The sequence below is a fragment of the Picosynechococcus sp. PCC 7117 genome (assembly GCF_001693275.1).
Lineage (GTDB): Bacteria > Cyanobacteriota > Cyanobacteriia > Cyanobacteriales > MRBY01 > MRBY01.
Map to the genome: position 1 here is coordinate 672683 of NZ_CP016477.1, position 25503 is coordinate 698185.

Genomic DNA, 25503 nt, shown 5'->3' on the forward strand with positions numbered 1-25503 from the left:
GCCTTAGATGTGTTGTCTAGGGCTTTTTTATGGCTTGAAAGATAATGGTTAATGCTCCATTTCTGCCAGTTCTAACCACCGTTCTGTTTTCGCTTCGATGTCTTGGTTGAGGGCTTCTAATTTTAAGGAAAGGGTCTGCAATTGCTCATAGTCCACTTGGTTACTGAGTTCCGTCTGTAATGCTTCCCGCTGAATTTCTAGCTCAGGAATAATCTCATTTTCGAGACGTGCTAGTTCACGCCGTTGGTAGTTTGACAGGCGACGGGATGGAGCGGCTTTTGGCTTGCTAGGCGTTTGTGGTTTGGCGATCGCCTCTTTTGGGAGAGGATTTTCCGGTGGGTTTTGGGCGGCTTCTGCCTGTTTATAGTCTAAATAAAGGGAATAATTGCCGGGGTATTGTCTCAGTAGCCCATTGCCTTCGAGGGCGAAAATCATGTTCACTGTCCGGTCGAGAAAATAACGGTCGTGGGCAACGATAATCACACAGCCATTAAAGTCTTCGAGATAATCTTCCAAAATAGAAAGGGTTTGTACATCTAAATCGTTCGTAGGTTCGTCAAGAATGAGTAAATTCGGCGCACCCATCAGCACTTTTAGCAGAAATAAACGCCGTTTTTCACCCCCAGAAAGTTTATGAATCGGCGCATATTGTTGATCGGGCGGGAACAAAAATCGTTCTAGCATTTGGGACGCTGTAATTTGTGTACCATCCGCCGTTTGTACATAGGTGGCAACATCTTTGATGTAATCAATCACCCGTTGATTTTGCGTGGCTTCATCAAGTAAATCATCGGAATGTTGGTCAAAATAACCAATATGAATCGTACTGCCGATTTCTACTGTGCCGCTATCGGGTTCGAGTCGTCCTGTAATCAGATTTAAAAAGGTCGATTTGCCCGCTCCATTGCCACCGATAATGCCGAGGCGATCGCCGGGATTAAATTCATAACTAAAATCTTTAATGATCATTTTATCATCGAAACTTTTACAGAGATTTTCGACGACAACAACTTTCTTGCCAATACGCCGCCCCGGTGTATCAATTTCAACTTTTCCTTGGGCTTCCTTAAAGGTTTTATTCTGCATATCAGAAATCCGATCAATGCGCGCTTTTTGTTTGGTACTCCTCGCCTTCGGCCCCCGTTTGAGCCATTCTAATTCCCGTCGCAATACCCCTTTATGTTTCTGTTGGCTGCTAACCGCTGCCTCTTCTGCCAAGGCTTTTTTCTCTAGGTAATAGGAATAATTTCCGGCGTAGGTATACAGATCACCGCGATCAATTTCGATGATGCGGTTGGTGACTTTGTCAAGGAAATAACGGTCGTGGGTGATTAATAGTAATGCCCCTGAAAATTGAGTTAAATAACCCTCTAACCATTCCACTGAATCAGCATCTAAATGGTTTGTCGGCTCATCCATTAAAAGTAGATCGGGTTCCGAAAGGAGGGCAGCCGCAAGGGCAATTCGTTTGCGATAACCACCGGATAAATCACCTACTTTTGTTTCAAAATCATCAATGCCCAATTTACTCAAAATGATCTTGGCATTGGTTTCCACTTCCCAAGCATTCAGGGCATCCATTTTTTCGGTAATGCTGGACAATTTTCCCATTAAACTATTCAATTCATCGCCAGAAGCTTTTGCCATTTTATGGGATAAATCTTCGTAGGCTTTAACCCATTTCATTTGTTCACTGCAATTGGCAAAAATCTGATCTAAAATAGTATTTTCTGGGTCGATTTCTGGTTGTTGCGGTAGATAGATAATCCTTGCCCCAGAACGAACTAACCGCTGTCCCCCATCAATGGATTCAATCCCTGCAATCATTTTTAAAAGGGTTGATTTTCCGCCACCATTCACCCCAATCAAGCCGACTTTTTCGCCATCATCAATACTCAAGCTCGCCTCTCTGAGAATTTCTTTAATGCCGAAATCTTTTTTAATGGATTGGAGGGTAATGATACTCATATCAAGAATTTATTTAAGTATGCCTAGATTTAAATATTTGCTAAATTCATTTTGTGATTCTTCTAACTGGTTAGTTAACCAGATCAATTTTTTTGCTTTTTTTTCCGCATGAATATCTCGATCATGTTGAGATAAATCTTTTTCAGCAAGTGAATGGCCGATAGTCAGTATGTCCAAAGACTCTTTTCTGATCTTTTTTATGTATTTACAAGTGTTTTCATCAAATAAAAAAGTAGCGTCTCTAGTATTTAAGTCTAACTCTATTAAACGAGCATCATAAAATGCTTCTGGATCAAGAAGTGATGGATGATTACGAACAGAAACCATAAATTTAATCACTGCACTAAAAATATTTAGCCGTCGTTCATATAAATCAAATTTAAGCCGATATTTATTGATTGTATACTGCTGACATGCGACGTAAGCTGAAATACATGCAGCAATTGCAGAGGCAAATGCTGCAAAAAAAGAAGGATTTATAGAATGAGTTGTATTAGAAATTAAAATTTTAAGTGACTCAAGTATCATAAGCACTTTTCGATAATAATTTAAAAAATAGGACGATTTTAAGCCAAAGTATCTTTCTGCTTCAAATCGCCCCAAATAATTGACGAGACGTTTTTTAGAAGTTGATATGACTCATGTTTGCTTCAACTAAGCGTTGAACCACTTCCTCCATCGGAATCGCGCCGAGTTCTCCAGAGGCACGGGTGCGGATACTGAGGCTATTGGCTTCGACTTCCTTCGCCCCGGCGATCGCCATCACAGGAACCTTCTGTTTTTCGGCATTGCGGATCAATTTGCCCAGACGTTCCCCAGAAGCATCGGCGATCGCCCGGATGCCAGCGGCTTGCAGTTTATCCGCTTGGGCTTTGGCGTAGTCGAAAAATTCATCGCTGACGGGGAGAATTCTGACCTGTTCGGGGGCGAGCCATAGAGGAAAATCACCCGCATATTCTTCGATCAGAATGCCGATCAATCGCTCCAAGGAACCGAAGGGCGCGCGGTGGATCATGATCGGCCGTTGGCGATCGCCATGCTCGGTAACATATTCCAATTCAAACCGTTCGGGGAGATTGTAATCCACCTGTACTGTACCCAATTGCCATTCCCGTTCGAGGACATCTTGGAAAATAAAGTCCAGTTTCGGGCCGTAGAACGCCGCTTCCCCTTCGGCTTCAAAATAGTCCATGTCGAGCTTGGTGACGGCTTTACGGATTGCGTTTTGCGCCTTTTCCCAGACCTCATCGGAGCCAATATATTTATCGGAGTTGGGGTCACGGAAGCTTAGTCGCGCCTTGAAATTTTTCAGTTGCAAACTCTTAAAGACGGTCAAAATTAAATCAACCACGTTAAAGAATTCTGCTTCCAGTTGATCTGGCGTAACGAAAAGGTGAGAATCGTCCACGGTAAAGCCCCGCACCCGCGTTAAACCACCCAATTCACCGGATTGCTCGTAACGATAAACTGTGCCAAATTCCGCCAGACGGATCGGTAATTCCCGATAGGAGCGCAGTTGATCCTTATAAATTTGGATGTGGAAAGGGCAGTTCATCGGCTTCATCACAAAACCCTGTTCCGCTGCCCGTTCTGCGTCGCCGTCCGCCATCATCGGGAACATATCCTCGCGGTAATTCTGCCAGTGACCGGACACTTTAAAGAGATCCACGCGGGCGATGTGAGGAGTCACGACACCTTGGTAACCGCGTTTGGTTTGTTCGGTTTTAAGGAAATTTTCGAGGGTGGAACGGATCAACGTTCCTTTCGGCGTCCAGAGGGGTAAACCGGGGCCGACTTGATCGGAGAACATAAACAAACCCAGTTCTCTGCCGAGTTTGCGGTGGTCGCGTTTGAGGGCTTCCTCTTTGCGGCGTTGGTATTCTTTGAGTTGTTCGGGGGTTTCCCAAGCGGTGCCGTAAATACGCTGGAGTTGCTGGTTATTTTCGTCACCCCGCCAATAGGCTCCGGCGACCGATTCGAGGGCGATCGCCTTGGGGTTGATATCACCAGTATTTTCCACGTGGGGGCCAGCACAAAGATCCCACCATTGATCGCCGAGGTAGTAGAGGGTGATCGGGTCGTGAATTCCTGCGAGGATTTCGAGTTTGTAGGGTTCGTTAATTTCCTTGATTCGTTTTTCGGCTTCGGCGCGGGAAATTTCTTCACGAATCACAGGCAATTTTTTCTTGACGATTTTCACCATCTCTTTTTTGATCGCCTTGAGATCCGCTTCCGTAAAAGGTTCTGGCTTATCGAAATCGTAGTAAAACCCATTCTCTGTCCAAGGACCAATGGTGACCTGGGCGTCGGGAAATAGCTTTTGCACTGCCATCGCCATGACGTGGGAGGTGGTGTGGCGAATCCGCTTGAGGGTGTCTGATTCACTGGTTTTGGGAAGTTTCATCGGTTCGAGTTGTTCACCATTCACCTGATCCATGGTTGAAATATGCTCCTTAAAATTGCTCCAAAAAGTTTAGCAGGTCGCCATTCTATGTTATCCGTTGTCTCTGCTGGACTGGGGAATTTTCACTTACCGAATCTCATTGCGCAAACCACAGGCGGCGGCATAGGCGATCGCAATAGCATCGACACTGTCATCGATAGGCATCGTCTCCATCCCAAAAATCGACTGCACGAGGGTCGCCACTTCCCGCTTATCGGCCTTTGCATTACCGATGTGGCATTTCCAACTGGACTGGTGCAGATAAATCGGTTCGATGTTTAATTCTCGCAGGCTAACCAAGTTTAAAATGCCTAGACCCTGTAATACGCCTCCTGCGGCTTTGATCTGACGGCTAAAGAAGGGCATTTCGATGGCGATCGCCTCTGGGTGAAATTCCCCCAAAATTTCTGTGTAATCTTGTTCAATCTCTAGGAGTCGTTGGGGCGTCGATAAATCTTTGGCTGTTTCGATAATGCCGTAATCAAGAATTTGTGGCAGCGTTTGTCCCTGTTCTTCGAGGACGGCCCAGCCAATAATCGCTAAACCAGGATCAATACCAAGCCAACGCTTCATGGCAAAATAATTTCTATAAGGTATTCATTCAGTTACAAATCTAGCACGACATTCAGAAGGCACTTCCAGCACAGTTGAAACTCCAAAACCCTCAAAGTTCTTGTAACTAATGATCAATGTAGGGCGATCGCTTTATTCTTCTATTTCTTCACCGGTGATGATCCCTTAACACTCCCGTTTACCCACTGTTAGTAGCTTTTCAGATTCATCAGCCAATTTACTAAAGACGGAGTACAAGTGAATTGTTAGACATGCTGTTGATTAGAATTGAATTAGAGATAATTAAAGAATGGAAACACCGCTTAAATGTCCATAACCATGTCCTTTATGATCAGGGCTTACAGGAGAATCAGCATTCTGTTTTGAGAGAATTAATTCTGACCAATTATTGAGACTTCTATTCAAAGTCCAATGTTCAAACTCATGTAGGGACTGAACGATTGGTGGCATATTTACCCTCATTAAAGAGCAATACTCGGTTTGCTTTACCATCTCTTCAAAAACTGTAGATGCAGCAATACTGTCATAGAAAGTTAAGATCAGCGGAATCACTGGCTTGTCATGAAGATTGAGGGCTTCTACCGTTATTCCAATTTGCTCAAAGGCAGAGTGAATGCGGCACCAAAGATCGGCAAGCCTATCAGCTTGGAAATAGGCACTTGTATCAGAATGCATAACACAACTCTTACATTCTATTACAATATATGAACTTGAAGTTTCAACAAGAAAATCAGCACGCTTATCTTTATTAGAATTAGGGTTTTTGACTTCAGGAATCTTCTCGAAGGAGGAAGCACAAATAAAAGGAAATAATACCTTTTCAAGATAATCTTCAAAGGCGCAGCTTAATAAGTGATTCAGTTTTTCTCCATAGCTGCTTTTGGAAATGAGACCTCTTACCTGATTCCAACAGGATTCAGTAAAAGAAAAAGGATCTGGTAAACAGAACTCTTGACCTCTTAATTCAACAAAAGGAATTTCCAGAAAGTGATTGTAGAAAAGCGGTTGATAATATTCAGGAACACTATCAAGAGTTTTGGTAATCTTTCCACGAAACGAAGTATCGGTTTGTGCAGAGTGAGGGGCACTATTCTGTTGAATAAAAAGTTTGAGATTCTCTGAGGTAATTCCTGACTCCTGGAGTTGGTTATCTATATCGGGAAGTCGAGAAAAGTTGCAAAATCCTCTTTTTCCGGAAAGCCATCCAAACAGAGCCAAACAAGCCAAAAACTGCCTAAAGTAATTTGTCGGGCTTAATCCCACATAGTTTGAAAAAGTCTCTGAAAATTCTTGATTGGACTGGCTGTCCAATAGTTCAATTAGTTTGATTGTCCGATGTAAACGAGAAACTGGATGCCCAAAACCTGCATTTTGAAAAGCCCCTAAACGTTGTACAAATAAACCTGCTATATGAGCATGAACCACGCTTGAATCTAAAATTTCGCTTAACTTTACTGACCAATTGCGTACTTGTTTTTTATTTTTAGGATTACCCTCCCATTTCATAATCGAGTTTAATAAAATTTTTTCTTCTTCATCAAGAATGCGCCTATCTGAAATCGTATGTCTGTCCCAGTTATGGTAAGCATTGACCAAATTATCAAATACGTGAGTATCCATACTCTGATGTCGGTGAGGATTACCCGCGCTTGCTAGTAACATGATTCGGACAGCATAATTACGTTCAGTGTTAGCAAGTACCCAATCTAGAGGATTGGCATACCTTACTTCCCAGTTTTGCCAGCATTTTTTAGTTCCAATTTCTAGGACAGATGTTGAATTATGACGACGAATAAACTGAAGAAATTCAGAAAATTGTTTGAAGTCCATTCGATTTTACTTTCTCTTAATCTAGCGGGACTGAAGCCACCTAACTATGTATTATACGGATGCTTTCTATGTAACATTCTCTTTGTTGTTTTTATATAGAGTATTTCTGTATAAACACACAAAATGGAAGACTATTCAGACAAAATTTGTGTGATACCTTTGTAAAGGTAATATACAACTTTAAAAGTTTGGCATGAACTATCATCGCTATAAAATAATTCAGCCTAAATTAATGATGGCGACGTAAAATCAAGACCACAATAATCGGTGCACCAAACATCGCTGTAACAGTATTCAAGGGCAACGTTAATTCACTCCCTGGTAGTTGCACAATAATATCCGCTAGCAATGCCAGACTAGATCCCAATAAAGTTACCGCTGGCACCAAAAGCCGATGATCAACCGTTTTTAGTAAACCCCGGCAGAGGTGCGGCACCGCAATCCCAAGGAAAGAAATCGGGCCACAAAACGCCGTGACAGATCCCGCCAGGAGAGCAGTGCTGACAATAATGTGACGACGGGTTGCCTTGAGGTTGAGGCCCACGCTTTGGGCATATTGTTTGCCGAGAAGAAGCGCATTCAAAGGTTTCGCCTGAAAAAAAGCCAGCAGTCCCCCCGCAAAAATTAACACCATAAAAATGGGCAACTGTTCCCGCTGGATTTCCGCGAAGCTGCCAAATGTCCAACTGAGATACAGGCGTAGCGCTTCCGTGGGACTAAAGTGCAACAACAATGTGACGAGGGAATTGCTGACATAGCCGAGCATCAACCCCAAAATTAGTAAGGTGCCATTGTGGGGAATTCGACGGGCGATCGCCAAAACGAGTAGCAACACCGCCACCGCCCCTAAACTTGCCGCCATCGCCACACTCAAATTTCCAAAAAGACCGCCCATAAAACCCGTTCCCAACAGCACCAGGGCCACCCCCAAACTTGCCCCAGAGTTGATGCCCAACACAAAGGGGCCAGCGAGGGGATTATTAAACAAGGTTTGCATCTGGAGGCCGCTAATCCCCAGGGCTGCCCCGGCAAAGGTGGCGGCGATCGCCCGTGGAAAGCGCAGTTGCCAAACGATTTCTGCCCATACCGGATTGTCAATGGGTTGGCCCAAGGCGATCGCCAATAGTTGATCCCAGGGAATGGTCGTCGAGCCCAGACTCAAACTGAAGAAAAATAAAACCCCCCACAATCCCCCCAGCAGGATAAATAACGAGGGCGATCGCCACCGCAGTTCCGGTAGGGACAAACAAGTTAGAGGGGTCGTGGTGTAGGGAATTTTCACGGGGAATCTTGCAAGTGACGGTAATAATAAAGCTCGTGGTCAGGCAATTGATCCGGATGGGCGATTTTAATCACATCGGCAAGGATCACATCAGGATTGAGGGTGCCCCCTTCCCAAAAATCATTGCCTCCCCCAGGCGCAACCCGGTTGTTGGCGGCATAGACTTGCTGGTTTTGTACCGCCTCAAACAGTTCATAGCGCGGGTCTTCCTGGAAAATATCGACGGTGGTTTGCCAGTCAGGATTCACATTCAGCCAAAGATCCGCTGTTTTTGCCCGACCTAGAACAGCCTCAAAATCTAGGGGTAAGCTCAAGCGGGCCGTTGTCGCATCCCAGGGGTAATTCACGTTCGCATCCCGCAGCAGTTGGGCCACATAGCTTTCGCCCCCCGGCACATACCAGACCCCTTGGTAGGGCGATCCACTCAGCACCGTTGGCGTGGTGTCTAGATCTTTGACTTGGTTCACGAGGGCTTGGTAGCGGTTGGCGATCGCCCCAAAAATCTCATTGGCTTCAGCTTCTTTGTTAAAGAGGAGAGCCGTAAACTTGAGCCATTCGGCCCGGCCCAGGGGAGTGGGTTCCAGGTGGGCCGCATCTAAAACCACCGTTAATCCCAAGGAATCTAGGGCGCTGGTATTGTTTCCTTCGCTGGCATCAAGACGATAATTCAAAATCACATCGGGCTGGAGACTGAGGATCGCTTCCCGGTCTAGCTGGAGGTTGCCCACTTCTTGGATGTCGCCTGCTTCAATGGCCGCCCGAATTTCAGGACTGTAAATCAATTGGCGATCGCCTACCCCCACCAAATTTTCCGACTGCTTTAAAACTTCCAAATGGGGTAAATAAGTCGTCGAAAGAGCAATCACCCGGTTGACAGGCACTTCAACGATGGTCGCCCCTGGATAATCCTCTGGAATCGGTGTGCCACACTGCACAAAAACATAGGTCAAATCCTGCTGGGCCGTTTCCCAGGGTTGCCGCACCGTCACCACCTTGTAATGGTCGTGGTATGTCACCTGAAAACCCCTGGCAAATTCTGGCGTCACCTTATCGGGGAAATAATCCACCGCCGGATCGTAATTCTCGACACAGGCCGCCGTCGAAGTTGGAGTTTCTACAGTTTGTTGGGTGGGGCCACACCCCCCTAGCCACAGGGATAAACCCAGGCCCAGCAGAGGAATCGAACGGTGTGGCAAGAAGGGGCAACGCATCGTTTTTTCTCCTACGCAAACCACGGAATGCGTTGGACTTTTGTCTGGAAGCGACCATCATCCTGGAGTTCAAACAGACGAAAACCCGGTTGTTCCCACAGTTGGCGATCGCCTTCCCGCAATTCTTGATCTGGGGGGGTCACTTGGGTACAGGTCGATGGCGTACCAAAGCAAGGAATTCCCCCTTGGGTGACGCTGTATTCCAGGTGCACATGGCCAAAGAAAACTGTTTTCACCTGGGGATGATGTTGCACAATCTGCCAAAATTCGGCGCGGTTGGTCACATCGATTTGATCGAGCCAATCAACCCCCGCTGGCACCACATGGTGATGGATGGCGATCGCCACCGGAGAGTGTGAAGATTGTTCCAGGTTTTCCGCGAGCCAAGCCAGTTGCGCTGTATCTAAAAAACCCTCGCCATATTCTGGGTTCTCAAGAAACGAATCCAACAGCAACAGTTGCCAGTTCCCCAAAGAAACGTTCTTGTCTGGCGAAAGATAATCTCCCTGCAAAATCTCGGCCATCAGTTCTGGATCGTCGTGGTTCCCTGGCAGCCAATAGCTAGGAATCTGCGTTGCTTCAACCAAATCCCGCAACCGTTCGTAGGCGATCGCCTCACCATGATGGGCCAAATCTCCTGTGAGAATCAATCGATCTGGTTTAAACTGTTGCACCGCCGCCAGGACTGCTTGAAAAGACGCATCGGTTTTCACGCCGCGCATTTCGGCCTCTGGGTGATCGAGGAGGTGGGTATCAGTAATTTGGGCAATGAGAACCATAGGAAATTGTGGGCAAAATTAGGAAACGAAACAAAGCAGCTTAACGGAATTGAGCATTGACACCAATCTGAAACCTGCGCCCCACTCCAGGGTAAGCGGGGAATGTTTCAAAATCCGCATCAAACAAATTTTCGACACTCGCCGTTAAATTTACGGTATCACTGATGGGATAGCGCGCCCGCAGATCCAGGTTTGTGTAGCCTGCCAAGGATTCAGTATTGGCATTATTTGTCAGGCGATCGCCCACCCGTTTCAGGAAAATTCCGGCATAAATTCCCTGGGGATTTTCGTAGGCAAGACCCACATTGAAATAATCTGTCCCCGCAAAGGCGACCTCATTACCAACCACCGTCGGATCAGCATCGGCAAGAATTTCTGAGTTGTTCCAAGTGTAATTAGCAAAAGCAGAAAGAGATCGGGACAATTGCAACGTCACCTCTGCTTCTAAACCTTGATTGCGGGCTTTCCGGACATTTTGGGGAGTGAATGTCCCAAGATCAAAAACGATGGCATCATCAAGGGTGTTATTAAAATAGGTCAGCCGCACCAAAGCACGATCCGAAAAACGGTGGTCAACACCCAGATCAAAACTATTCCCCAGTTCCGGCACTAAATCAGGATTGCTAAACCCCGGAAAATAGAGATCCACGGCAGTTGGCACCCGGAAGTTGCGGGCGTAATTGCCCCGAATTCGGGTTGATTCTCCCACTTGCCAGGCAAACCCTGCGCTGGGTGATGTGACCGAACCATCGGCCAAACTATTAAAGTCCTGGCGCACGCCCAGATTTAAAGCCAGTTCCGGGGTAATATCCAGGCCATAGCGGGCAAAAATGGCCCCTTGACTGAGGTTTTCGTCGTAACTAAAGCCAAATACGCCAGGATCCTCTGCTTTTGCAGTCAAATAGCGGTAATCAAAACCATAGGTGAGATTTTGGGTTTCATTTAGTTGCCAATTGTGCTGAATCTGGGCACCAAAGGAATTATTTTCATAGCGGGCATCGGTTGTCCCAAATTGATTCTCATCAAAGAAACGAAAATCATTCAGATCCGCAAATAATCTTGTCGTCAGCAGAGAATCATCGCTATTCCCCAGGCGAGACTCTAAATCCAGGGACAACAACCAATTATTGTCGTATTGGGTTGCATTTGGACTTGGGGAAGAAACACTGCTCGGAATTTCTAAATCCTTACTGCTATAGATGCCGTTGAAGCGCAACCGGTGGCGATCGCCTAACTGATTAACCACCTGGAGATTCACGTTTTGGATATTCGTCGCCGCATTATCCCGGACACCCAACAAACCCCGTGCGGCAATGTCATAGTCAAAGTCATTTTCTGCGGCGGTGCGGTCGTAGGCCAGTCGCACTGCCTGGGTTTCCGCACCAAAACTCACCCCAACATTTTGGCGATTGTAGCCAAAGCTCCCCAGATCGATCCCGGTCTCTACTGCAACTGGTTGGTTAAATCCGGGTTGGCGCGTCACAATATTGATCACGCCACCGATGGCATTGGAACCAAACAGCACCGAACTGCCCCCAGGGATTAATTCAATGCGTTCGACATTATCGGTAGTCAAATTAGACAGATCAAAGTTTCCTGAATCGAAACGATTAAGCGGCCTGCCATCAAGCAAAATTAATGTTTGGGAAGAACTATTAGCCCCCCGAAAAATCTGAGAACTTTGGGCACCAAGGCGAGATCCAGCCGTGCTATCAATAAAAATCCCAGGGAAATATTTCAAGGCTTCGTTGACGGTGCGATACCCTTGGGCTTCAATTTGCTCCCGGTTAATCACATAGGCCGCACGGGTTGCATCTTGCACTGTTTCTTCCTGGCGCGACGGAGCATATACAGGTTGATTTAATAGCTGGTCAATGACCGTTAGTTCAAAATCAACGGTCTCTTGTTCATCATCTAGATCGTTCTCTTCTTGAGCAAAAACAGCGGTACTACTACAGAGAAAACAAACAATCGTAAAGCAAATCGTCTGGGGCGTAAAAAATGACGTCATCTAAGAATATTTTGGGCTAATTTTTAATGTAATGAAGGGAGAATTCGTGAAGCAATGGCAAGACTTTTAAGTCATAAAAAGCCTTGGTCAATAACCTTAAGAAAAGCAAAGCAGTTGAGCGATTAAAATATCGTCGATTTTTTCTGGTTTGCCAAAATCAATGCATTTCTCAACCTCATTGAATGAGGCTAATGCTGATGGAATAACGGGTTAAAGCAATGTTTAAAACAAACTCGCTAACGAGACTGGGTTTGCTGATTGCGGCGATATTGCAGTCTCAGAAGATAGAAATTATGGGCAGCAGAAAAAGACTGGGTGCTAAAAGAAAACATCATCCGTACCTCGCAGATGGGTAATTACTAAAACGTCTACGCTTGGCTCGGCGGGCATTCTGACTTAGAAATTGCGGAAAATTTCCTTACAGCTGCGGGACAGCGACGGATTTGCACCGTTCTTTCCCCATTGCTTTTATCGGCTGATCCCCGATAAAACCGAACAGAGTCTAATTATATAGCAGGCGATCGCCCCCGATGTAAATAGATTTATGAAGTCCCCTTGAACCTTGGGAGAAAAGCACCTTTAGGGATTAAGCAGGGCCGTAATGTGGGGAATAATCTGGGCGTGGTTGGTCAATAAATAATCCAGGCGATCGCTAATCAGCGACAAAATTAAATCCTCGTAGGTCATCCCCTCTTCTGATAGTCCCTGGGCAACCAAGCTGGTGACGTTGGCAGCGGGCCGCTTAAGATCGGGCTTGGGATTGGCCTCTAAAATTTGGATATTTCCCATCGCATCCATCCGGGCATCGATACGAATTAAGGCATTTAAACTAAATTCCCAGTAGACTTGTTGGGCGAGTTTTGCTAGCTTTTTTTTGGCTGAGTCACTATCATCTAAAAAGCGAATTCTTTGGCCTGTAATTGCCTTTTTATCCATCGAGGTAAAAATCTTTTCATCGGCTTCTAAAAGACGCTCTAAAATCGAAAACGTAAAGGGAGATTCTAATTTTTCAAACTGCCCTTGACGATGGCGCACATAGCCACACACAGAGACACAAAATTCGCGCCCGGTTAAGAAGGGTTCAATCAAAGCGGTGTTGTGGGTTTGCTGATGTATGTTGGCGATCGCCTCACCGAGATCCTGGGGCTGATCCACAAAATGAATGTTCAAAGAGGCACGACCAGACACGGGTTTAACCAGAAAACTGCCCTGGTAATCGCCAAAAGTCTGCTGGAAACGAGCGTTGTCCTTGGCAGTAAATTTCCCCTGGGCTGGATGCCAAATCATGAACGGCGCAGTGGGAAAACCGAGCCCTTGCAGTTCCCGTTTAAAGCTGTGTTTATTATCTAAAATCGAGCTATTTAAAGGGTTATGGCCGATATAGGGTACTCCCAACATTTCTAAAATTGCCGGGGTGTGGCAGACGGGATTGTAACCCTGCACCCCACCAGTATTCAGCCAAGCCAGATGAATTTGATGTTTCCGGAGGCGATCGCCTAAGGTGGCATCATCGGGCAACACAAACACGTGCTGGAACCCTAAATCTTCGAGGGCCGCGGCAATGTCATGGGCTACCACTTCGTAGGTTTTGGTGGAGCGGGGATTGTGGGTTTGGTAGATCACGGCCCCCTGCGCTGCTTTGTCACCCCCATGAATTACGGCAATTTTTAACTTTTTCCGGAGAATTTCAAGGTAGTTTGGTAGTTGACTAAAATCGTAAACAAATCCCATCATTAACGTGACTTTCCCACAATTCTGAGCAGTTTTGTTATTTTAGAGGATCCCTGAGAAAGATATGGCAGGCAGAAAAAAAGAGATTGAGTCTTTAAAAGTCCTAAGATCTCTAAACAAAAAAATTATGTCTGCATCCTGTTCGACAGACCTCACCAATGACCAATGGTCTCTCATCAACCCCCTACTTCCCCCAGTTCAATCTAGCAAGCTCCTGTCCCACTGACCTGCGCCAGGTTGTTCATGCACGCTTTTATCTCCTCACGGGTAGTATTATCTAGCGCTTACTGCCCCGTAATTTTCTCCAATAGAAAATCGTCTCCTCCTACGCCCGCTAATGGTGTGACGACACGACCCTCGAACCCATTAAGCAAACTCCCCACCAGTGGAAGTGCCGCATGCACAGGTCACGAGCACCCTCCTCACTCAGTTATGGAGTGGTAAATGCTCAATCGGTAGATACAGCCACAATGATTCATCAGGAGATCGGCTACCAAGGCGATGGGCTGAGGTGCTTGGCATGATTTTCAAAAGATTTGCTGCGTCAATCTGGTTCCATTGCGATAACGATCTTAATAGCGCCTATGCTTACCGCTTCATCCCTGGCAAAAAATCCAAAGAGACCAATATTTAAGTCAATAAAACTTCTGGGAATTAGGCTTATATTTTCTTAATCGAACAAGAATTTTTTCTTTATTTGTCAATAATATTTTTGAGATTTACTAAATTAAAAATTATTATATAATTTTTGTTGTTTTATTGTAATTGGCAACTAAAAATAGAGAAAAATCATACTTTCTTAAATGGCGAATGCACTATTGTCCATAGACCCTTAGGGGGATTGTGGTGAAAACTTAAGAAAAATAAACCTTACTTTAAAAAAAGCAACTTTCCCGAAACTTTGCCTGGTCTAGTCTATAGTTTTTATAAACTTAATTCTTTTCATTTTCTAAAGTCAATACTTACTATAAAAAAATGACTATACCTCTATTGACCTACGAACCAAGCTCTCAGAATCAACGGGTACAAGATTTTTTTATCGGCAGTGAAGAAAGTCCCAAGCAATTTAGCGTGGAATCGGCTTTTGCAAAAACAGATTTTGAGACCTTAATCCAGGCGGCCTATCGCCAAATTTTCAATGAGCAGCAGATGCTTGAACAAAATCGCCTAAAAGTTCAAGAATCTAAGCTGAAATCCGGCTTTATCACCGTTCAAGACTTTATCCGAGCGTTGCTATTGTCTGAGTCTTTTCGGCAACGGAACTATGACGTGAACAATAACTATCGCTTTGTGCAGATGTGCGTGCAGCGGGTACTGGGCCGGGATGTTTATGGTCAGAAAGAGGTTCTGGCTTGGTCAATTTTGTTGGCGACCCAGGGTTTAAATGGCTTTGTGGATGCTCTCTTAAACTCTGAGGAATATCTCGACAATTTTGGCTTAGATACTGTCCCTTATCAGCGGCGACGCATCTTACCCCAGCGCACAGAAGGAAATTTACCCTTTGCCCGGATGCCCCGATACGACGCTGATTATCGTCAACAATTAGAAGATCTGGGCTATTTTCAAGAACGGGATGAAACACCATGGGTTGCTCCCACTTGGGTCAGTGTAATTGGGAAAACGGTTACCATTGCTGGGGCTGGGACATTGATTTTAGGGGCGATCGCCGTTGCTTTGGCGGCTTTTGAAATCATTAAGCTGTAGGCCTATGGCTCGATTGAGGGCAAGACTTCAATGCCTTGGACAATACATAAAATTCAACCCCAAGATATCGCGCGAGTGGGTCTTGGGGTTTGGTTCATTCTGCTTCAACTAAATCCGGTTGAACACCGCGGTCAATCACTTCAATATCCCATTGCCCCGTGCGATCGCCTTCAAAGGCAACCCAACGGCCATCGCCACTAACGGTAGGATTGCGCACTTGACCGATGTAGGTACGGGTCAGATTTTGGCTCTGGAAGGTTTGGCGGTCGTAGAGATAGATATTAGTTTTTCCTTCCTGCTCGGAAGTGTAGACAATGAAACGACCATTGCGGCTAATGTCTGGCTGGTCGTAGAACACATTGGGTTGATTTAAACCGGGTAGAGGCAACAGTTTGCGTTGGGCGAGATCATACAAAAAAATACGCCGTTGTTGGCGGCGATCGCTACTAAAGACCAGATAACGGCCTTCATCGGAAAGGCGGGGATTTTTTTCGCTGTGGAGACTATTGAGATTATTGCCAAGGGGGTCGGCTGGGGGCGTCACAAAACTGGTACTCTGGCAGCCGATACACAAAACCCCTAGAAGGGCGATCGCCCAAGCATGGTTCATGAATCCGAGGTAGCAGACTGATTCGGGAGGGCACAACAGTTCACATTATCCAGGCACACTTTCCCCCACTGTAACGCCCAGCGCACCAGGGAAACGCGATTATCCGTCGCCGTTTTTGTCAAAATATTACTGATGTGGTTGTCCACCGTGCGCTTGCTAATGTCGAGGCGCGCCGCAATCTCATGGTTCGTCAGACCCGCTGCCACCAAATCGACAATTTCGATCTCCCGTTCCGATAAAGCCGCTTCACTTGCCGTCTTTTCCGTAGCCATAGACCCTTCTTTTGTCTGTGTATTGTTATTTTCCTATTGTAGGGGAGGTTTTCACGTTGGCTAGATTGTACACAATTCCCTCCCCCAGACAACTAAAGATTTAACCCCGGAAAATCGGCGATCGCCATCGTTGAACTGACGAGCTGCATCCCTGCTGCGGCAAATCGAGTAAAGGCTTGGTCGGCCTGGGCCGTAAAATCAACCACCTCAGGGATCACGACCGGAGAAGTACAGTCTTCTAAAAGATAAACTTTTTTTGCCAAGGCTGGATCGTAACGCAAAATTTCTGCGAGCAAATCGTCCACAGTCCAGGCTAGACAGTGACTTTTCGCCTGCCCCGCAATAATCAACGCATCAAAGGCCAACAATTTTTGCAGGAAACGGGTATTTTCTTGGGCAATGGGTTGTCCCTGGGCATCGTCTAAGACCTCTGGCCGCAACGCAGAATAATTTTCCGTGAGGGGATTGTCCCCTTTAATCTCAAAATGGGTTTGGCTATGGCGCACTAAATTATGGAAAAACAGAGCCTCTTCCACCGCTGGCACAAGGGCATGACCAATCCCCCCCAACATGGCATGGTAGGGCCAAATCGTCAGGGGATATTTACCCGCTTGGCTGAGTTGGGCGGTGTAGTGGCGGGCATATTCTTGTAAGTCTTCGTAGTCGCGCTTGGTGCTAAAGGCGATCGCCGGATTCACTCGCCAAAGACCCTGTTCAACCTCCGCAAAGCTAATCTGAGTCGCCGGTTGGGGATGTTCGCCCGCCGCATTAACCCAAAAGACCGGGTGAAAAATTTGCACTGCCTTGTGGGTGTCCATGGTGGGGGTAATGGTGGTAATTGTCCCGAGATTTCGGTAGATAAATTCACACAGACGTCGGTTATCTTCCACGGCCCCAAGCCCCGATTGGCCGCCGACAAACAACTCAAACTCCGGGAGACAAAAGGTATTTTGCACATCGATCACCAGCAGACAAACGCGACAGCGGTCAGTGGTGGCCGGCCTAATCCCGTGTTCCTTGGCCCAGATTTCAGCAGCGGCGGCTCGGTCTAGATAGGGGACACGCCAGATCTGTCCAACGGTCTGGGGATCAAAAAAAGCAGGAATGGGTAGTTGGTTTGCCATCATCGATACCTCATGGGCAACAGATAGTTTCACTATGCCCCTATTGTGGTGTTTTAAAAACACGTTGTCAAATTGTCAAATGAGGGAGGCTGGCGATCGCCCGGCTTTGATCGCATGAGCCGGAACGATGATTTGCATGATGTATTTTCAGGGTTGATTCGATGTGCTTTTGCCGTGGAGAGTTGATTTTTGTCACAGTCTCCCAGGTTCAACATACTATTGTTGTCATTTAAAAGCGTATCCTTGATTACATTGTGTTGATTTTTTAACTCGTTTAATAGTAAACAACCATTCCCATCAAAAGTTTTTCTGCTAACACTTACTTGGGCGTTGCTCTAGGAAAACTATTTCAGTAAATCAAGTTAAAAACTAGAGTTTTAATGACGTGGGATAGAAACGAAAAATTTGGCGATGGGATCGTCAGTCTAATTGATTTTTCTATTGAAGTAGATGAGCTTGGATCGCCTGATAGTAACTATGTGCGGTGAATTTTGGCCCTGCAAAAAATGGCAAGTTATTTAAAGTTTTTCTGCTTCAAATTTCAAGCTTGATGTACATAGCAAAGTCCCTAGATTTTTTTACAGAATCCAGGGACTTTTTCTTATTTAAATTCACAAAATCAAGAGCTAATTTTAAGGATTAGACGTGGCCACTTGGCTCTGGGCTTCCCGGAGTTTTTCTTGATCTTTGCGGCGTTTTTTCGCATAAAGTTGGATTGCGACCGCCATAAAAACAATTAAGGCCAAAATCAAACCCCCTGTCCAATTGAGGGGCAAACTATTTTTAAACACGGCCAACATCACAATGGTTACCAACAGGAGGGTCGGCGCTTCATTGAGGGCGCGAAACTGTTGCCCTGTCCAGGTACAGGTGCCTTCTGCCAGCTTGCGCATAATTCGTCCGCAGAAAAAGTGATAGACCAGTAACAAGACAACCAAGGCCAGTTTCGCATGGAGCCACCAGGCTTTTAGAACCCCCGGTTCGGTGCTAATTACGGCGATCGCCATGGCCACAGTCACAAACATTCCCGGTTGGGTAATGATGTTGTAGAGGCGCTTTTCCATCAACTCATATTGTTTTTTGAGGATGCTCCGGGCGGGTTCGGGTTCCTTTTCGGCTTCGGCATGGTAGACAAAAAGGCGCACGAGGTAAAATAACCCCGCAAACCAGACCACCACGCCGATAATATGGAACGCCTTGAACCAAAAATAGGCCTGGGGAGCAATCTCTGACCAAAACTGTGTCATAGCAAGTTTCGATAAAAATCTTTATATCGTTTTTAGTCAGTGTAAAAGGGGCTGGGGGCGATCGCCGCAGTTTTCCCCGAAGTTGACATTAAATGTTAAATTCCCCGTCACTGCCAAACCAAGCTGGAGAAAGGAAATCACCATAGACCACGCCGTGATTTTCCCTGGCAAGATTCGTATCCCCACTGGGACTCACCCGCCAAATGGGCCAGACTTCTTCTCCCATAACCCCGGTTTGGAACAGGACATCCTCAGCATATTGCTCGCTCCAGCCCAACAAAATGGCATGGCTGTATTCGTCTTCGATATTGGGTTGGAGGGTAATACTCCGTTGGGTTTTGGCATCCCAGACCACCGCAAAATCTGACATCACGCCACTGTTAAAAAAGCCTTCAAACTGCCGCGCTAGGAGCCTTTGGCCATCGGCAGACCAAGACACGGGAATCAATAGCGAAATTAAACCTGCAGCATCGTTCCCTTCGACTTCTTGAAATGCTTGGGGGGCAAGGGGCGATCGCGCCATTACTGTGCTTAAAATGCCTGTTTGTAAATTTTCCACAAATAAAACACTGGTGACCTGACTCTCCTGGAGTTGCGGTCGCAGTGCTAACTGGATGCGACTGTAGGCGGCGTATTGATGGCGACCATTATTTAAAGCAGGACTGCGACATACATCGGCGCTACTCTGGTTCCCGGCGGCCACCGTGGCTTGGGTCTCTAAAATCCACTGCCAAGGGATAGGGAAAGGGCTGTGGAGTGGATCCGTAATGAGCTGGGGGTCGGCGGTGGAGATGGACATGATCTCAGGGGGGGAAGAGCAGCAAAAAAAGAATAGAGCGGTCAGGCAATGGTTTACATAAACCTGAGCGGTGGGGTCTCTAGGGCATTAGAATAACGATAAATTATTGTGCCGATGGCGACGACAACTGTGAGTTCATCTTCACCCCACCCCCCAATACCGTCAACGAAATCCCGCTTTTCTGTAACAAAATGGATCATCGCAACCTTGGGCCGGACGGCGCTTTTGCTGGGTTCTGGTCTCGGGGCGATCGCCTTGGGAATCTTAGTGGGTCATTTTATGCCACGGGTCGAGCCAAAACCGCCATTATTTTTACGGTTATGGGCGACAAATTCTGCTGGAACCACCAAACCGACCCTCAATGAAACCATTGCTGATTTATCGGCCGAAGACCGAGCCGCCATCGAACAAGAAATTGCCGGTATTCAGGCCCAACTAGATATCCTCGAAGCCCGTACGCAACAGTTGGAGGCAGAACTTGACCTCAGTCAGCAACAGACGGATCTCGGCGATCGCCTCGACAATTTGACCGAACTCCTCGCCGCTGATCCCAGCACCTTTGACTCCCAGGCGACCCCCGCAGTGACTTCGCAAACTCCGGAACCGTTAAAAATTACCCTGCCCAACAATGCCCTATTTAGCGCCGATGGGCAACTCGCCGCCGATGCTGCGGAAATTCTAGGGGCGATCGCCATCGATCTCCAGCAGCAGGAGCGCCAAACGATCACCATTCGCAGTTATCAAGTTGGGGACGATGCCACCAAAGCGACAAGCCTCGCCCAACAACAGGCCCAGGCCGTCCAAACTTACCTGGCGGAGGCTCTCCCCGGTGATTATCGCTGGCTCGTGGTGGGCTACGGTGAACAAGCCGCCGCTGAACCCACAGAAGACACAACGGAAACCAGCAGCCAAGCCCGCCTTGAAATTAGTACCCAGTAGTTACCGGTTTTGCCGATGGATCTCCTCGATATCTTGCGCCAAGATTACCAAAACTTTCCCCAGGATCAAACCTTTGCCATTTACAGCGACGATGTCTTTTTCCAAGACCCCCTTAATCGGTTCCGGGGGCGCGATCGCTATCAAAAAATGATTGGTTTTTTAGGGCGCTGGTTTCGGGATATTCACTTGGAACTCCACGATCTCCAGCAAACTCAACAGACCATCCGCAGCGAGTGGACTTTATCCATGACTTGCCCTCTGCCCTGGCAACCCCGATTACGCATTTCTGGCTATAGCCTGTTGGAGGTCAACGCCGATAACTTGATCGTCTCCCACATCGATTACTGGCAAAAACCGCCCCTAAAGGTTTTGTTGCAAGTTTTCCAGTCCCCCACATCTCCCTAGTTCATTTCCCAGAGTTTACGTTCAGGTAGATTTTGCCGACCATTGCTGTAAAACGTCGACGAGAAATTCCGCCAAAGTGACACCATCAACCCCGGCAACAGTTCTGGTCTGGGCCGCGAGGATTCCGGCTTGGGCATGCCACCAAGCGGCTGCCGCGGCGACCTCTAAGGGTGCGTCTGGATCTTGGGCCAAGAGGCCACCGATTAAACCAAGGAGGACATCACCACTACCGCCCCGGGCTAGGGCGGGGGTACTTTCTGTAACGCAATGGGTCACGCCATCGGGACGGGCAATCACAGTTTTTGCTCCCTTCAAAAGGGCGATCGCCCCGGTGAGTTGGGCCGCCATTTGGGTCATCTGAAACCGGTCGGCAGTAATGGGAATTTGGTCAGCAAAAAGACGCTTAAATTCACCGAGATGGGGCGTCAAAATTGTGGGGAAATGGCGGTTTTGAAGCACTTCTAAATCTTCCTCGGCTAGCCAATTGAGGGCATCGGCATCTAGCACTAGAGGCACTTCCCTCGGCATGAGGTCGGGCATTAAATTAGTCGCCCCCGTAAGGGTCAAACCGCAACCGCAAGCTACTGCTTGGTATCGGGAAAAATCCAGGCTCGGCAGTTGGGCAATCGCCCCCGTTTCATCTTCTGGGCAACCAATGACCAAGGCTTCCGGCAGTTGCGCCACTACCAACAATTTCAAGGATTCTGGCACTGCAACGGTAAGCATCCCAATCCCCGTTGCCCGCGCCCCCAAAGCCGCTAACAGTAGACTCCCTAGGTAAGTTTGGGAGCCACCAATGAGCAATAAATGGCCTTGTCTATATTTGTGGGTCAAAGGCGATCGCCCCAGGGGCAAAAAGCGTTGTAATAAATTCTGGGGAATGCCTTGAATCGTATTTTTGGCAGACAGTGTTTCTGCAATTAAATGGGAGGGAATCCCAAAATCAAGACGGTTCACCCTGCCCAGATAAGGGGCGGCGGCATCCTGGCCATAGGCGCGCTTCCAAAGACCTAAGCAGAGACTTTCCGTCGCTTGAATCGCTGTACCCAACACTTCTCCAGTATCGGTATGGAGCCCCGAAGGCAAATCAATACTGACAATCGAAAGACCCGATTCATTCAGTTCATCAATTAATAAACCTAAATCTCCTGTGATCGGTCGCGTTAAACCAAAGCCAAATAAACCATCAATGATCAAATGACTTTCCAGAAAGAGATCCAGATCTTTTATCTGGGGAATTCCTAAAAATTGTGCATAATTCCAATGACTTTGGGGCAGGGATTTTAGCTTTTCTAGGGGACGCAATAAGCGCAGTTCATAGCCCGCAAAATACAACTCCCGCGCAACAACTAAGGCATCACCACCATTGTGACCAGGCCCCACTAAAACGCTGATTTTTCGATAATCCTTTAAAGGATAATGACTTTGAATATATTGGGCAATTAATCCTGCCGCCTTTTCCATGAGGGCTGGTACTGGCATCCCTTGGTTGAAAATTTCTATTTCGAGGTGCTGCATTTGGGTGGCAGTGACAAAAATCTGGTCAAACTCAAGCATTTTTCTCTAGATAACGGTAAAAGGTCTATTAACTTTTAAAATACTCATTTTTCGGTAATGCCATGGCTTTTCCCCAAAACCCAATGGCGACGGAAAAAACGATAAAGGGATTTTTCTTCTAGGGCCAGATAAATGGGTCGACCGTGGGGACAGGTGCTTGGGTTTTGACACCCTTGCCAACGATCAATAATTGTTTGCATGGTCGGGAAATCTAGCGGTGTGCCATTACGGACAGCAGTCCGGCAGGCGATCGCCACCTGGGCGGCATCGAGATCTCCCCCTAGACTGAGTTCTAGTAAAGCTGCTTCTAAGTCAAGATTATCTTGCAAAGCGCTCGGAATGGTATTCACTCGCCAAATATTTTCCCCAAAAACTTCCAGTTCAAGGCCAATATTCTCTGTTAATTGCTCGATTTGCTTAGGAGATAAATGGTTTAAAAGTATCGGTTGGGAGAGAGAAACTAACTGCCAATTTTTGTGTAAATCTTCATAGATTGCTCGCTCATCGGCAATGTGCTGTTCTACCAGCCAAATCCCTTCGGTATGCTCCACTAAAATATAGGTATTGCGAGCTTGACCAATCACTTTTAAGGCTTTTTTTAATGGATTTTCTGAGGAAATATCGGTTTGTTTTTCTAATGATTTAAGTGAATAATTTTCTGATTTTTCTGCGGCTTGAATGAGATTTAAAACCCGTTGATTTTCGACACGCGGCAAACTCACTTCACTAAAACTTAAACTTTTGGCGATCGCCTGAGGGATAATCTCCTGCCAGAGGGCTTGATTTTGCAGATAAATTTCACTTTTTGCAGGGTGACGATTCCAGTCGATTTGTTCTGGCGGCACGTGGAGATGGACAAAACAAACGGGATGGCGATCGCGCGGCAGTGTGCGAGAAAAAGCTTTCATTATTGCCTGTTCTAAGGCCGAAAATCTCACGATTCGTCCATTAATGCCAAGCTTTAACCAGTCAGCTTGGTGGCGGTGACAACGGTCTGGTAAACCGAGGACTAATTCCAAACGGCTTTGAGAAAAACTAGGCAGATGTTCTGATAGAAAATCTGCGGCTTGATAGCACCGATAAATCAAGTCTTGAAGATTAATTGATTTCAGCAGTTGCGGCAAAATATCCTGGGCATTTTTTCCGGTACTAATGGCAAACCAGGGTTGATTATTTTGGGTCACTTGCCAAGTAATTTGTGGCTGACACAAAGCTAAATGGTAAATAATTTGCTGGGCGGTTTTTAATTGCTGGGCGATCGCCGGTAAGGCATGGCGTCGCACCGGAAAATTCTGAAAAATATCTGTCACCGTCACCATCGTTCCCACAGCCATCGGCTTGAGCAGTGGTTCCGAAACATGATTTTGCTGCACTGTGAGTTGATAACCGGGTTGCCCATCTTGGCAACTGGCGATGGTTAGCTTCGCCACCTGGGCAATGCTGTGGAGGGCTTCCCCTCGAAATCCGAGGCTTTTGATGTGGGCTAAATCTTGGCGATCGCCAATCTTACTTGTCCGGTGGGGGAGGGCGCACTGTTGCAAATCCTCCAGATCCATTCCCTGACCATTATCTACAACGCGAATTTGCCAACGTTGGGGCTGAATATCGATGTTAATGCGTGTCGCCCCGGCATCAATGGCATTTTCTGCCAACTCCCGCACCACCGCTGCCAGGGAATCAATCACTTCACCAGCCGCAATTAACTGGATGACATCATTAGGGAGTTGTTTGATATTGGCCATTTAGTGCTGAGTAATTATTTATTTTTATTTTTGGCGATCACGTTATGACTAAGATCTCAGTAATTTAAGACCAGGCTTTAATAACTTAGCACTCACTTTTGATGAAGGTTAAAAATTTTTATGGAAAACTATTTTATCTTCAAATCAAACATCAGAAAATAATCATGACCCCATTTTTAGCCAACTAAACACCTCAGCGGCGGTCAAGGTTAAAGGAATATTCGGTAGAATCTTGAGTGCATCTTCTTGCGTGAGCAGTTGTGGTTGTTGATTAGGCTGAAAAATTAGAATTGATCGATCGCCTGGATCAATAAGCCACCCCAACTGACAGCCATGCTCTAAGCAGTACAAAATATTGCCAGTGACTCGGTTAGGGCTTTGTTCAGGGGAAAGAATTTCAATTGTCCAATCTGGACACAGCAGAAAATTATCTGGGACTTCACCATCTGCTTCCAACGGGATACGTGACCATTGAAACACCGCAATATCAGGAACAATAGAGCGATTGCCAAAGCTACAGCGCAACTCTGGAAAGGCATAGGCAAGTTGAGTTGTTTCAGTAACAGCATTGATATGATTGCTGAGTTTTAACTGAAGACGGCTATGTTTACCCTTTGGCATTGGCTTTTGGTAGATGGCACCATTGATATATTCGCTTGCAGGTTTTGTTTCAGGACGTGCTAAAAAATCTTGCAATGATATTTCTGGAGAAGTTAAAGCCGTCATCTCTTTACCTTATCTCAAATATATTCACAGTTTAACATCGTTTATTCTCTGTCTTGAAACAGTAATTCCCTAGCTAAGTTAAGATAGTGTGTTATAACAACGCATAATCAACAAATGTAAAAAGCCAAAATTTTTATCTTGTCAGTTAATAGTAATTTCTCTACTTAAATCAACTCCTGAGTTGAGAAATATTCTACATTCTTCAATTTTATCAAAAGGGACTATATTTCGAACGGAGCGCTCGTTGAATCTTAACTTTACTCTAGTTGTACTATGGTCTAGAGAATTCTTTTTTGAAATCTCAATAATTAAGTGCCGTCCACAATCTTCTGTAGTATGTCGATATTCAAATTTATTACCTAATTTTTGTTGTAATTCTTCTAAGCGCTCCTGAAGACTACGTTGTTTTACTTCCTCTAAATATTTTTGAAGGTTATACATTTAATTGTTGACCTAATTTATTTGTACTACCTATTGTATTCTATGCTGTAAAAGCTTTCTTGACTATAAATGTACTGAAAACCGATCTTTTAGAGTTCTGCTTACCACA

General features: G+C 46.2%; 24 protein-coding genes and 1 riboswitch. Of the genes, 4 read left to right on the top strand and 20 right to left on the bottom strand.

From position 1 onward, the window contains the following. Positions 1 to 48: 48 nt before the first annotated feature. From AWQ22_RS03225 to AWQ22_RS03270, 10 genes are all read right to left on the bottom strand, one after another. A complete protein-coding gene (locus tag AWQ22_RS03225) occupies positions 49 to 1968 on the bottom strand; it encodes an ABC-F family ATP-binding cassette domain-containing protein (protein ID WP_065710160.1) in 1920 nt (639 codons plus the stop codon). A gap of 9 nt (positions 1969 to 1977) precedes the next feature. Then, positions 1978 to 2571: a hypothetical protein gene (locus tag AWQ22_RS03230; RefSeq protein WP_157094570.1), complete on the bottom strand. Its 594-nt coding sequence runs from the start codon at positions 2569 to 2571 to the stop codon at positions 1978 to 1980. Positions 2572 to 2590: 19 nt separating this feature from the next. Next, positions 2591 to 4405, bottom strand: a complete 1815-nt coding sequence (gene thrS / locus AWQ22_RS03235; protein ID WP_065710162.1) for a threonine--tRNA ligase — start codon at positions 4403 to 4405, stop codon at positions 2591 to 2593. Between the two features lie 93 nt (positions 4406 to 4498). Continuing rightward, a complete protein-coding gene (locus AWQ22_RS03240; protein WP_065710163.1) occupies positions 4499 to 4984 on the bottom strand; it encodes a crossover junction endodeoxyribonuclease RuvC in 486 nt (161 codons plus the stop codon). A gap of 282 nt (positions 4985 to 5266) precedes the next feature. Then, on the bottom strand, positions 5267 to 6814 hold the full coding sequence (locus AWQ22_RS03245) for a hypothetical protein (RefSeq protein ID WP_065710164.1): 1548 nt from the start codon (positions 6812 to 6814) through the stop codon (positions 5267 to 5269). Between the two features lie 229 nt (positions 6815 to 7043). Next, positions 7044 to 8096: an iron ABC transporter permease gene (locus AWQ22_RS03250; RefSeq protein WP_065710165.1), complete on the bottom strand. Its 1053-nt coding sequence runs from the start codon at positions 8094 to 8096 to the stop codon at positions 7044 to 7046. Next, positions 8093 to 9307, bottom strand: a complete 1215-nt coding sequence (locus AWQ22_RS03255; RefSeq protein ID WP_065710166.1) for an ABC transporter substrate-binding protein — start codon at positions 9305 to 9307, stop codon at positions 8093 to 8095. The genes AWQ22_RS03250 and AWQ22_RS03255 overlap by 4 nt, the downstream gene beginning before the upstream one ends. A gap of 11 nt (positions 9308 to 9318) precedes the next feature. Next, on the bottom strand, positions 9319 to 10086 hold the full coding sequence (locus AWQ22_RS03260; RefSeq protein ID WP_065710167.1) for a phosphodiesterase: 768 nt from the start codon (positions 10084 to 10086) through the stop codon (positions 9319 to 9321). A 40-nt stretch (positions 10087 to 10126) separates the two neighbouring features. After that, positions 10127 to 12097 (bottom strand): TonB-dependent receptor, encoded by a 1971-nt coding sequence (locus AWQ22_RS03265; protein WP_065710168.1) that lies wholly within the window; start codon positions 12095 to 12097, stop codon positions 10127 to 10129. A gap of 363 nt (positions 12098 to 12460) precedes the next feature. After that, positions 12461 to 12608, bottom strand: a riboswitch (cobalamin riboswitch). Positions 12609 to 12676: 68 nt separating this feature from the next. Further along, a complete protein-coding gene (locus AWQ22_RS03270) occupies positions 12677 to 13831 on the bottom strand; it encodes a D-alanyl-alanine synthetase (protein ID WP_065710169.1) in 1155 nt (384 codons plus the stop codon). Between the two features lie 972 nt (positions 13832 to 14803). On the opposite strand from AWQ22_RS03270, the gene AWQ22_RS03275 reads away from it, so the two are divergent. Continuing rightward, positions 14804 to 15532 (top strand): phycobilisome rod-core linker polypeptide, encoded by a 729-nt coding sequence (locus tag AWQ22_RS03275; RefSeq protein WP_065710170.1) that lies wholly within the window; start codon positions 14804 to 14806, stop codon positions 15530 to 15532. A gap of 94 nt (positions 15533 to 15626) precedes the next feature. Here AWQ22_RS03275 and AWQ22_RS03280 read toward each other — a convergent pair whose 3' ends face one another. The 3 genes from AWQ22_RS03280 to AWQ22_RS03290 all read right to left on the bottom strand — a co-directional run bounded on the left by AWQ22_RS03280 (position 15627) and on the right by AWQ22_RS03290 (position 17538). Further along, positions 15627 to 16142, bottom strand: a complete 516-nt coding sequence (locus tag AWQ22_RS03280; RefSeq protein ID WP_030005890.1) for a PD40 domain-containing protein — start codon at positions 16140 to 16142, stop codon at positions 15627 to 15629. Beyond that, a complete protein-coding gene (locus AWQ22_RS03285) occupies positions 16139 to 16414 on the bottom strand; it encodes a LuxR C-terminal-related transcriptional regulator (protein WP_012306270.1) in 276 nt (91 codons plus the stop codon). Before AWQ22_RS03285 ends, AWQ22_RS03280 begins: the two co-directional genes overlap by 4 nt. A 92-nt stretch (positions 16415 to 16506) precedes the next feature. Further along, positions 16507 to 17538 carry an isochorismatase gene (locus AWQ22_RS03290; protein WP_065711614.1) on the bottom strand — a complete coding sequence of 344 codons (1032 nt, stop codon included), beginning with the start codon at positions 17536 to 17538 and terminating at the stop codon, positions 16507 to 16509. Positions 17539 to 17918: 380 nt separating this feature from the next. Between AWQ22_RS03290 and AWQ22_RS17415 the strand changes: the two genes are divergently transcribed. Then, positions 17919 to 18026 carry a hypothetical protein gene (locus AWQ22_RS17415; protein ID WP_071925378.1) on the top strand — a complete coding sequence of 36 codons (108 nt, stop codon included), beginning with the start codon at positions 17919 to 17921 and terminating at the stop codon, positions 18024 to 18026. A 144-nt stretch (positions 18027 to 18170) separates the two neighbouring features. On the opposite strand, the gene hemJ is transcribed toward AWQ22_RS17415, so the two are convergent. The 3 genes from hemJ to AWQ22_RS16685 all read right to left on the bottom strand — a co-directional run bounded on the left by hemJ (position 18171) and on the right by AWQ22_RS16685 (position 19784). After that, complete coding sequence (hemJ, locus tag AWQ22_RS03295; RefSeq protein WP_065710171.1) at positions 18171 to 18785, bottom strand: protoporphyrinogen oxidase HemJ; 615 nt, start codon at positions 18783 to 18785, stop codon at positions 18171 to 18173. Positions 18786 to 18873: 88 nt separating this feature from the next. Continuing rightward, positions 18874 to 19584, bottom strand: coding sequence for a hypothetical protein (locus AWQ22_RS03300; protein ID WP_065710172.1), 711 nt, complete (start codon positions 19582 to 19584; stop codon positions 18874 to 18876). Positions 19585 to 19637: 53 nt separating this feature from the next. Next, entirely contained in the window at positions 19638 to 19784 is a 147-nt protein-coding gene (locus tag AWQ22_RS16685) for a hypothetical protein (RefSeq protein ID WP_156785464.1), read from the bottom strand. A 7-nt stretch (positions 19785 to 19791) separates the two neighbouring features. Between AWQ22_RS16685 and AWQ22_RS03305 the strand changes: the two genes are divergently transcribed. Together AWQ22_RS03305 and AWQ22_RS03310 are read left to right on the top strand one after the other, a co-directional pair. Then, positions 19792 to 20523 (top strand): OmpA family protein, encoded by a 732-nt coding sequence (locus AWQ22_RS03305; RefSeq protein ID WP_065710173.1) that lies wholly within the window; start codon positions 19792 to 19794, stop codon positions 20521 to 20523. Between the two features lie 15 nt (positions 20524 to 20538). Continuing rightward, on the top strand, positions 20539 to 20928 hold the full coding sequence (locus AWQ22_RS03310; protein WP_065710174.1) for a DUF2358 domain-containing protein: 390 nt from the start codon (positions 20539 to 20541) through the stop codon (positions 20926 to 20928). 21 nt (positions 20929 to 20949) lie between these two features. Here AWQ22_RS03310 and AWQ22_RS03315 read toward each other — a convergent pair whose 3' ends face one another. From AWQ22_RS03315 to AWQ22_RS16690, 4 genes are all read right to left on the bottom strand, one after another. After that, the gene (locus AWQ22_RS03315; RefSeq protein ID WP_065710175.1) at positions 20950 to 22485 is read right to left on the bottom strand and encodes a bifunctional ADP-dependent NAD(P)H-hydrate dehydratase/NAD(P)H-hydrate epimerase; all 1536 of its coding nucleotides are present in this window, start codon (positions 22483 to 22485) and stop codon (positions 20950 to 20952) included. A 44-nt stretch (positions 22486 to 22529) separates the two neighbouring features. Next, entirely contained in the window at positions 22530 to 24227 is a 1698-nt protein-coding gene (mutL, locus tag AWQ22_RS03320) for a DNA mismatch repair endonuclease MutL (protein WP_065710176.1), read from the bottom strand. Positions 24228 to 24389: 162 nt separating this feature from the next. Beyond that, positions 24390 to 24953, bottom strand: coding sequence for a Uma2 family endonuclease (locus tag AWQ22_RS03325; protein ID WP_065710177.1), 564 nt, complete (start codon positions 24951 to 24953; stop codon positions 24390 to 24392). Positions 24954 to 25094: 141 nt separating this feature from the next. Next, positions 25095 to 25394: a hypothetical protein gene (locus tag AWQ22_RS16690; protein WP_157094571.1), complete on the bottom strand. Its 300-nt coding sequence runs from the start codon at positions 25392 to 25394 to the stop codon at positions 25095 to 25097. Positions 25395 to 25503 lie beyond the last annotated feature (109 nt).

Excerpts from the sequence above, each read along its gene's own strand:
- AWQ22_RS03225 (WP_065710160.1), bottom strand. The coding sequence starts at position 1,968 with ATGAGTATCATTACCCTCCAATCCATTAAAAAAGATTTCGGCATTAAA.
- thrS (WP_065710162.1), bottom strand. The coding sequence starts at position 4,405 with ATGGATCAGGTGAATGGTGAACAACTCGAACCGATGAAACTTCCCAAA.
- AWQ22_RS03240 (WP_065710163.1), bottom strand. The coding sequence starts at position 4,984 with ATGAAGCGTTGGCTTGGTATTGATCCTGGTTTAGCGATTATTGGCTGG.
- AWQ22_RS03245 (WP_065710164.1), bottom strand. The coding sequence starts at position 6,814 with ATGGACTTCAAACAATTTTCTGAATTTCTTCAGTTTATTCGTCGTCAT.
- AWQ22_RS03255 (WP_065710166.1), bottom strand. The coding sequence starts at position 9,307 with ATGCGTTGCCCCTTCTTGCCACACCGTTCGATTCCTCTGCTGGGCCTG.
- AWQ22_RS03260 (WP_065710167.1), bottom strand. The coding sequence starts at position 10,086 with ATGGTTCTCATTGCCCAAATTACTGATACCCACCTCCTCGATCACCCA.
- AWQ22_RS03265 (WP_065710168.1), bottom strand. The coding sequence starts at position 12,097 with ATGACGTCATTTTTTACGCCCCAGACGATTTGCTTTACGATTGTTTGT.
- AWQ22_RS03270 (WP_065710169.1), bottom strand. The coding sequence starts at position 13,831 with ATGATGGGATTTGTTTACGATTTTAGTCAACTACCAAACTACCTTGAA.
- AWQ22_RS03275 (WP_065710170.1), top strand. The coding sequence starts at position 14,804 with ATGACTATACCTCTATTGACCTACGAACCAAGCTCTCAGAATCAACGG.
- AWQ22_RS03280 (WP_030005890.1), bottom strand. The coding sequence starts at position 16,142 with ATGAACCATGCTTGGGCGATCGCCCTTCTAGGGGTTTTGTGTATCGGC.
- AWQ22_RS03285 (WP_012306270.1), bottom strand. The coding sequence starts at position 16,414 with ATGGCTACGGAAAAGACGGCAAGTGAAGCGGCTTTATCGGAACGGGAG.
- AWQ22_RS03290 (WP_065711614.1), bottom strand. The coding sequence starts at position 17,538 with ATGGCAAACCAACTACCCATTCCTGCTTTTTTTGATCCCCAGACCGTT.
- AWQ22_RS17415 (WP_071925378.1), top strand. The coding sequence starts at position 17,919 with ATGACGTGGGATAGAAACGAAAAATTTGGCGATGGGATCGTCAGTCTA.
- hemJ (WP_065710171.1), bottom strand. The coding sequence starts at position 18,785 with ATGACACAGTTTTGGTCAGAGATTGCTCCCCAGGCCTATTTTTGGTTC.
- AWQ22_RS03300 (WP_065710172.1), bottom strand. The coding sequence starts at position 19,584 with ATGTCCATCTCCACCGCCGACCCCCAGCTCATTACGGATCCACTCCAC.
- AWQ22_RS16685 (WP_156785464.1), bottom strand. The coding sequence starts at position 19,784 with ATGATCCATTTTGTTACAGAAAAGCGGGATTTCGTTGACGGTATTGGG.
- AWQ22_RS03310 (WP_065710174.1), top strand. The coding sequence starts at position 20,539 with ATGGATCTCCTCGATATCTTGCGCCAAGATTACCAAAACTTTCCCCAG.
- AWQ22_RS03315 (WP_065710175.1), bottom strand. The coding sequence starts at position 22,485 with ATGCTTGAGTTTGACCAGATTTTTGTCACTGCCACCCAAATGCAGCAC.
- mutL (WP_065710176.1), bottom strand. The coding sequence starts at position 24,227 with ATGGCCAATATCAAACAACTCCCTAATGATGTCATCCAGTTAATTGCG.
- AWQ22_RS03325 (WP_065710177.1), bottom strand. The coding sequence starts at position 24,953 with ATGACGGCTTTAACTTCTCCAGAAATATCATTGCAAGATTTTTTAGCA.
- AWQ22_RS16690 (WP_157094571.1), bottom strand. The coding sequence starts at position 25,394 with ATGTATAACCTTCAAAAATATTTAGAGGAAGTAAAACAACGTAGTCTT.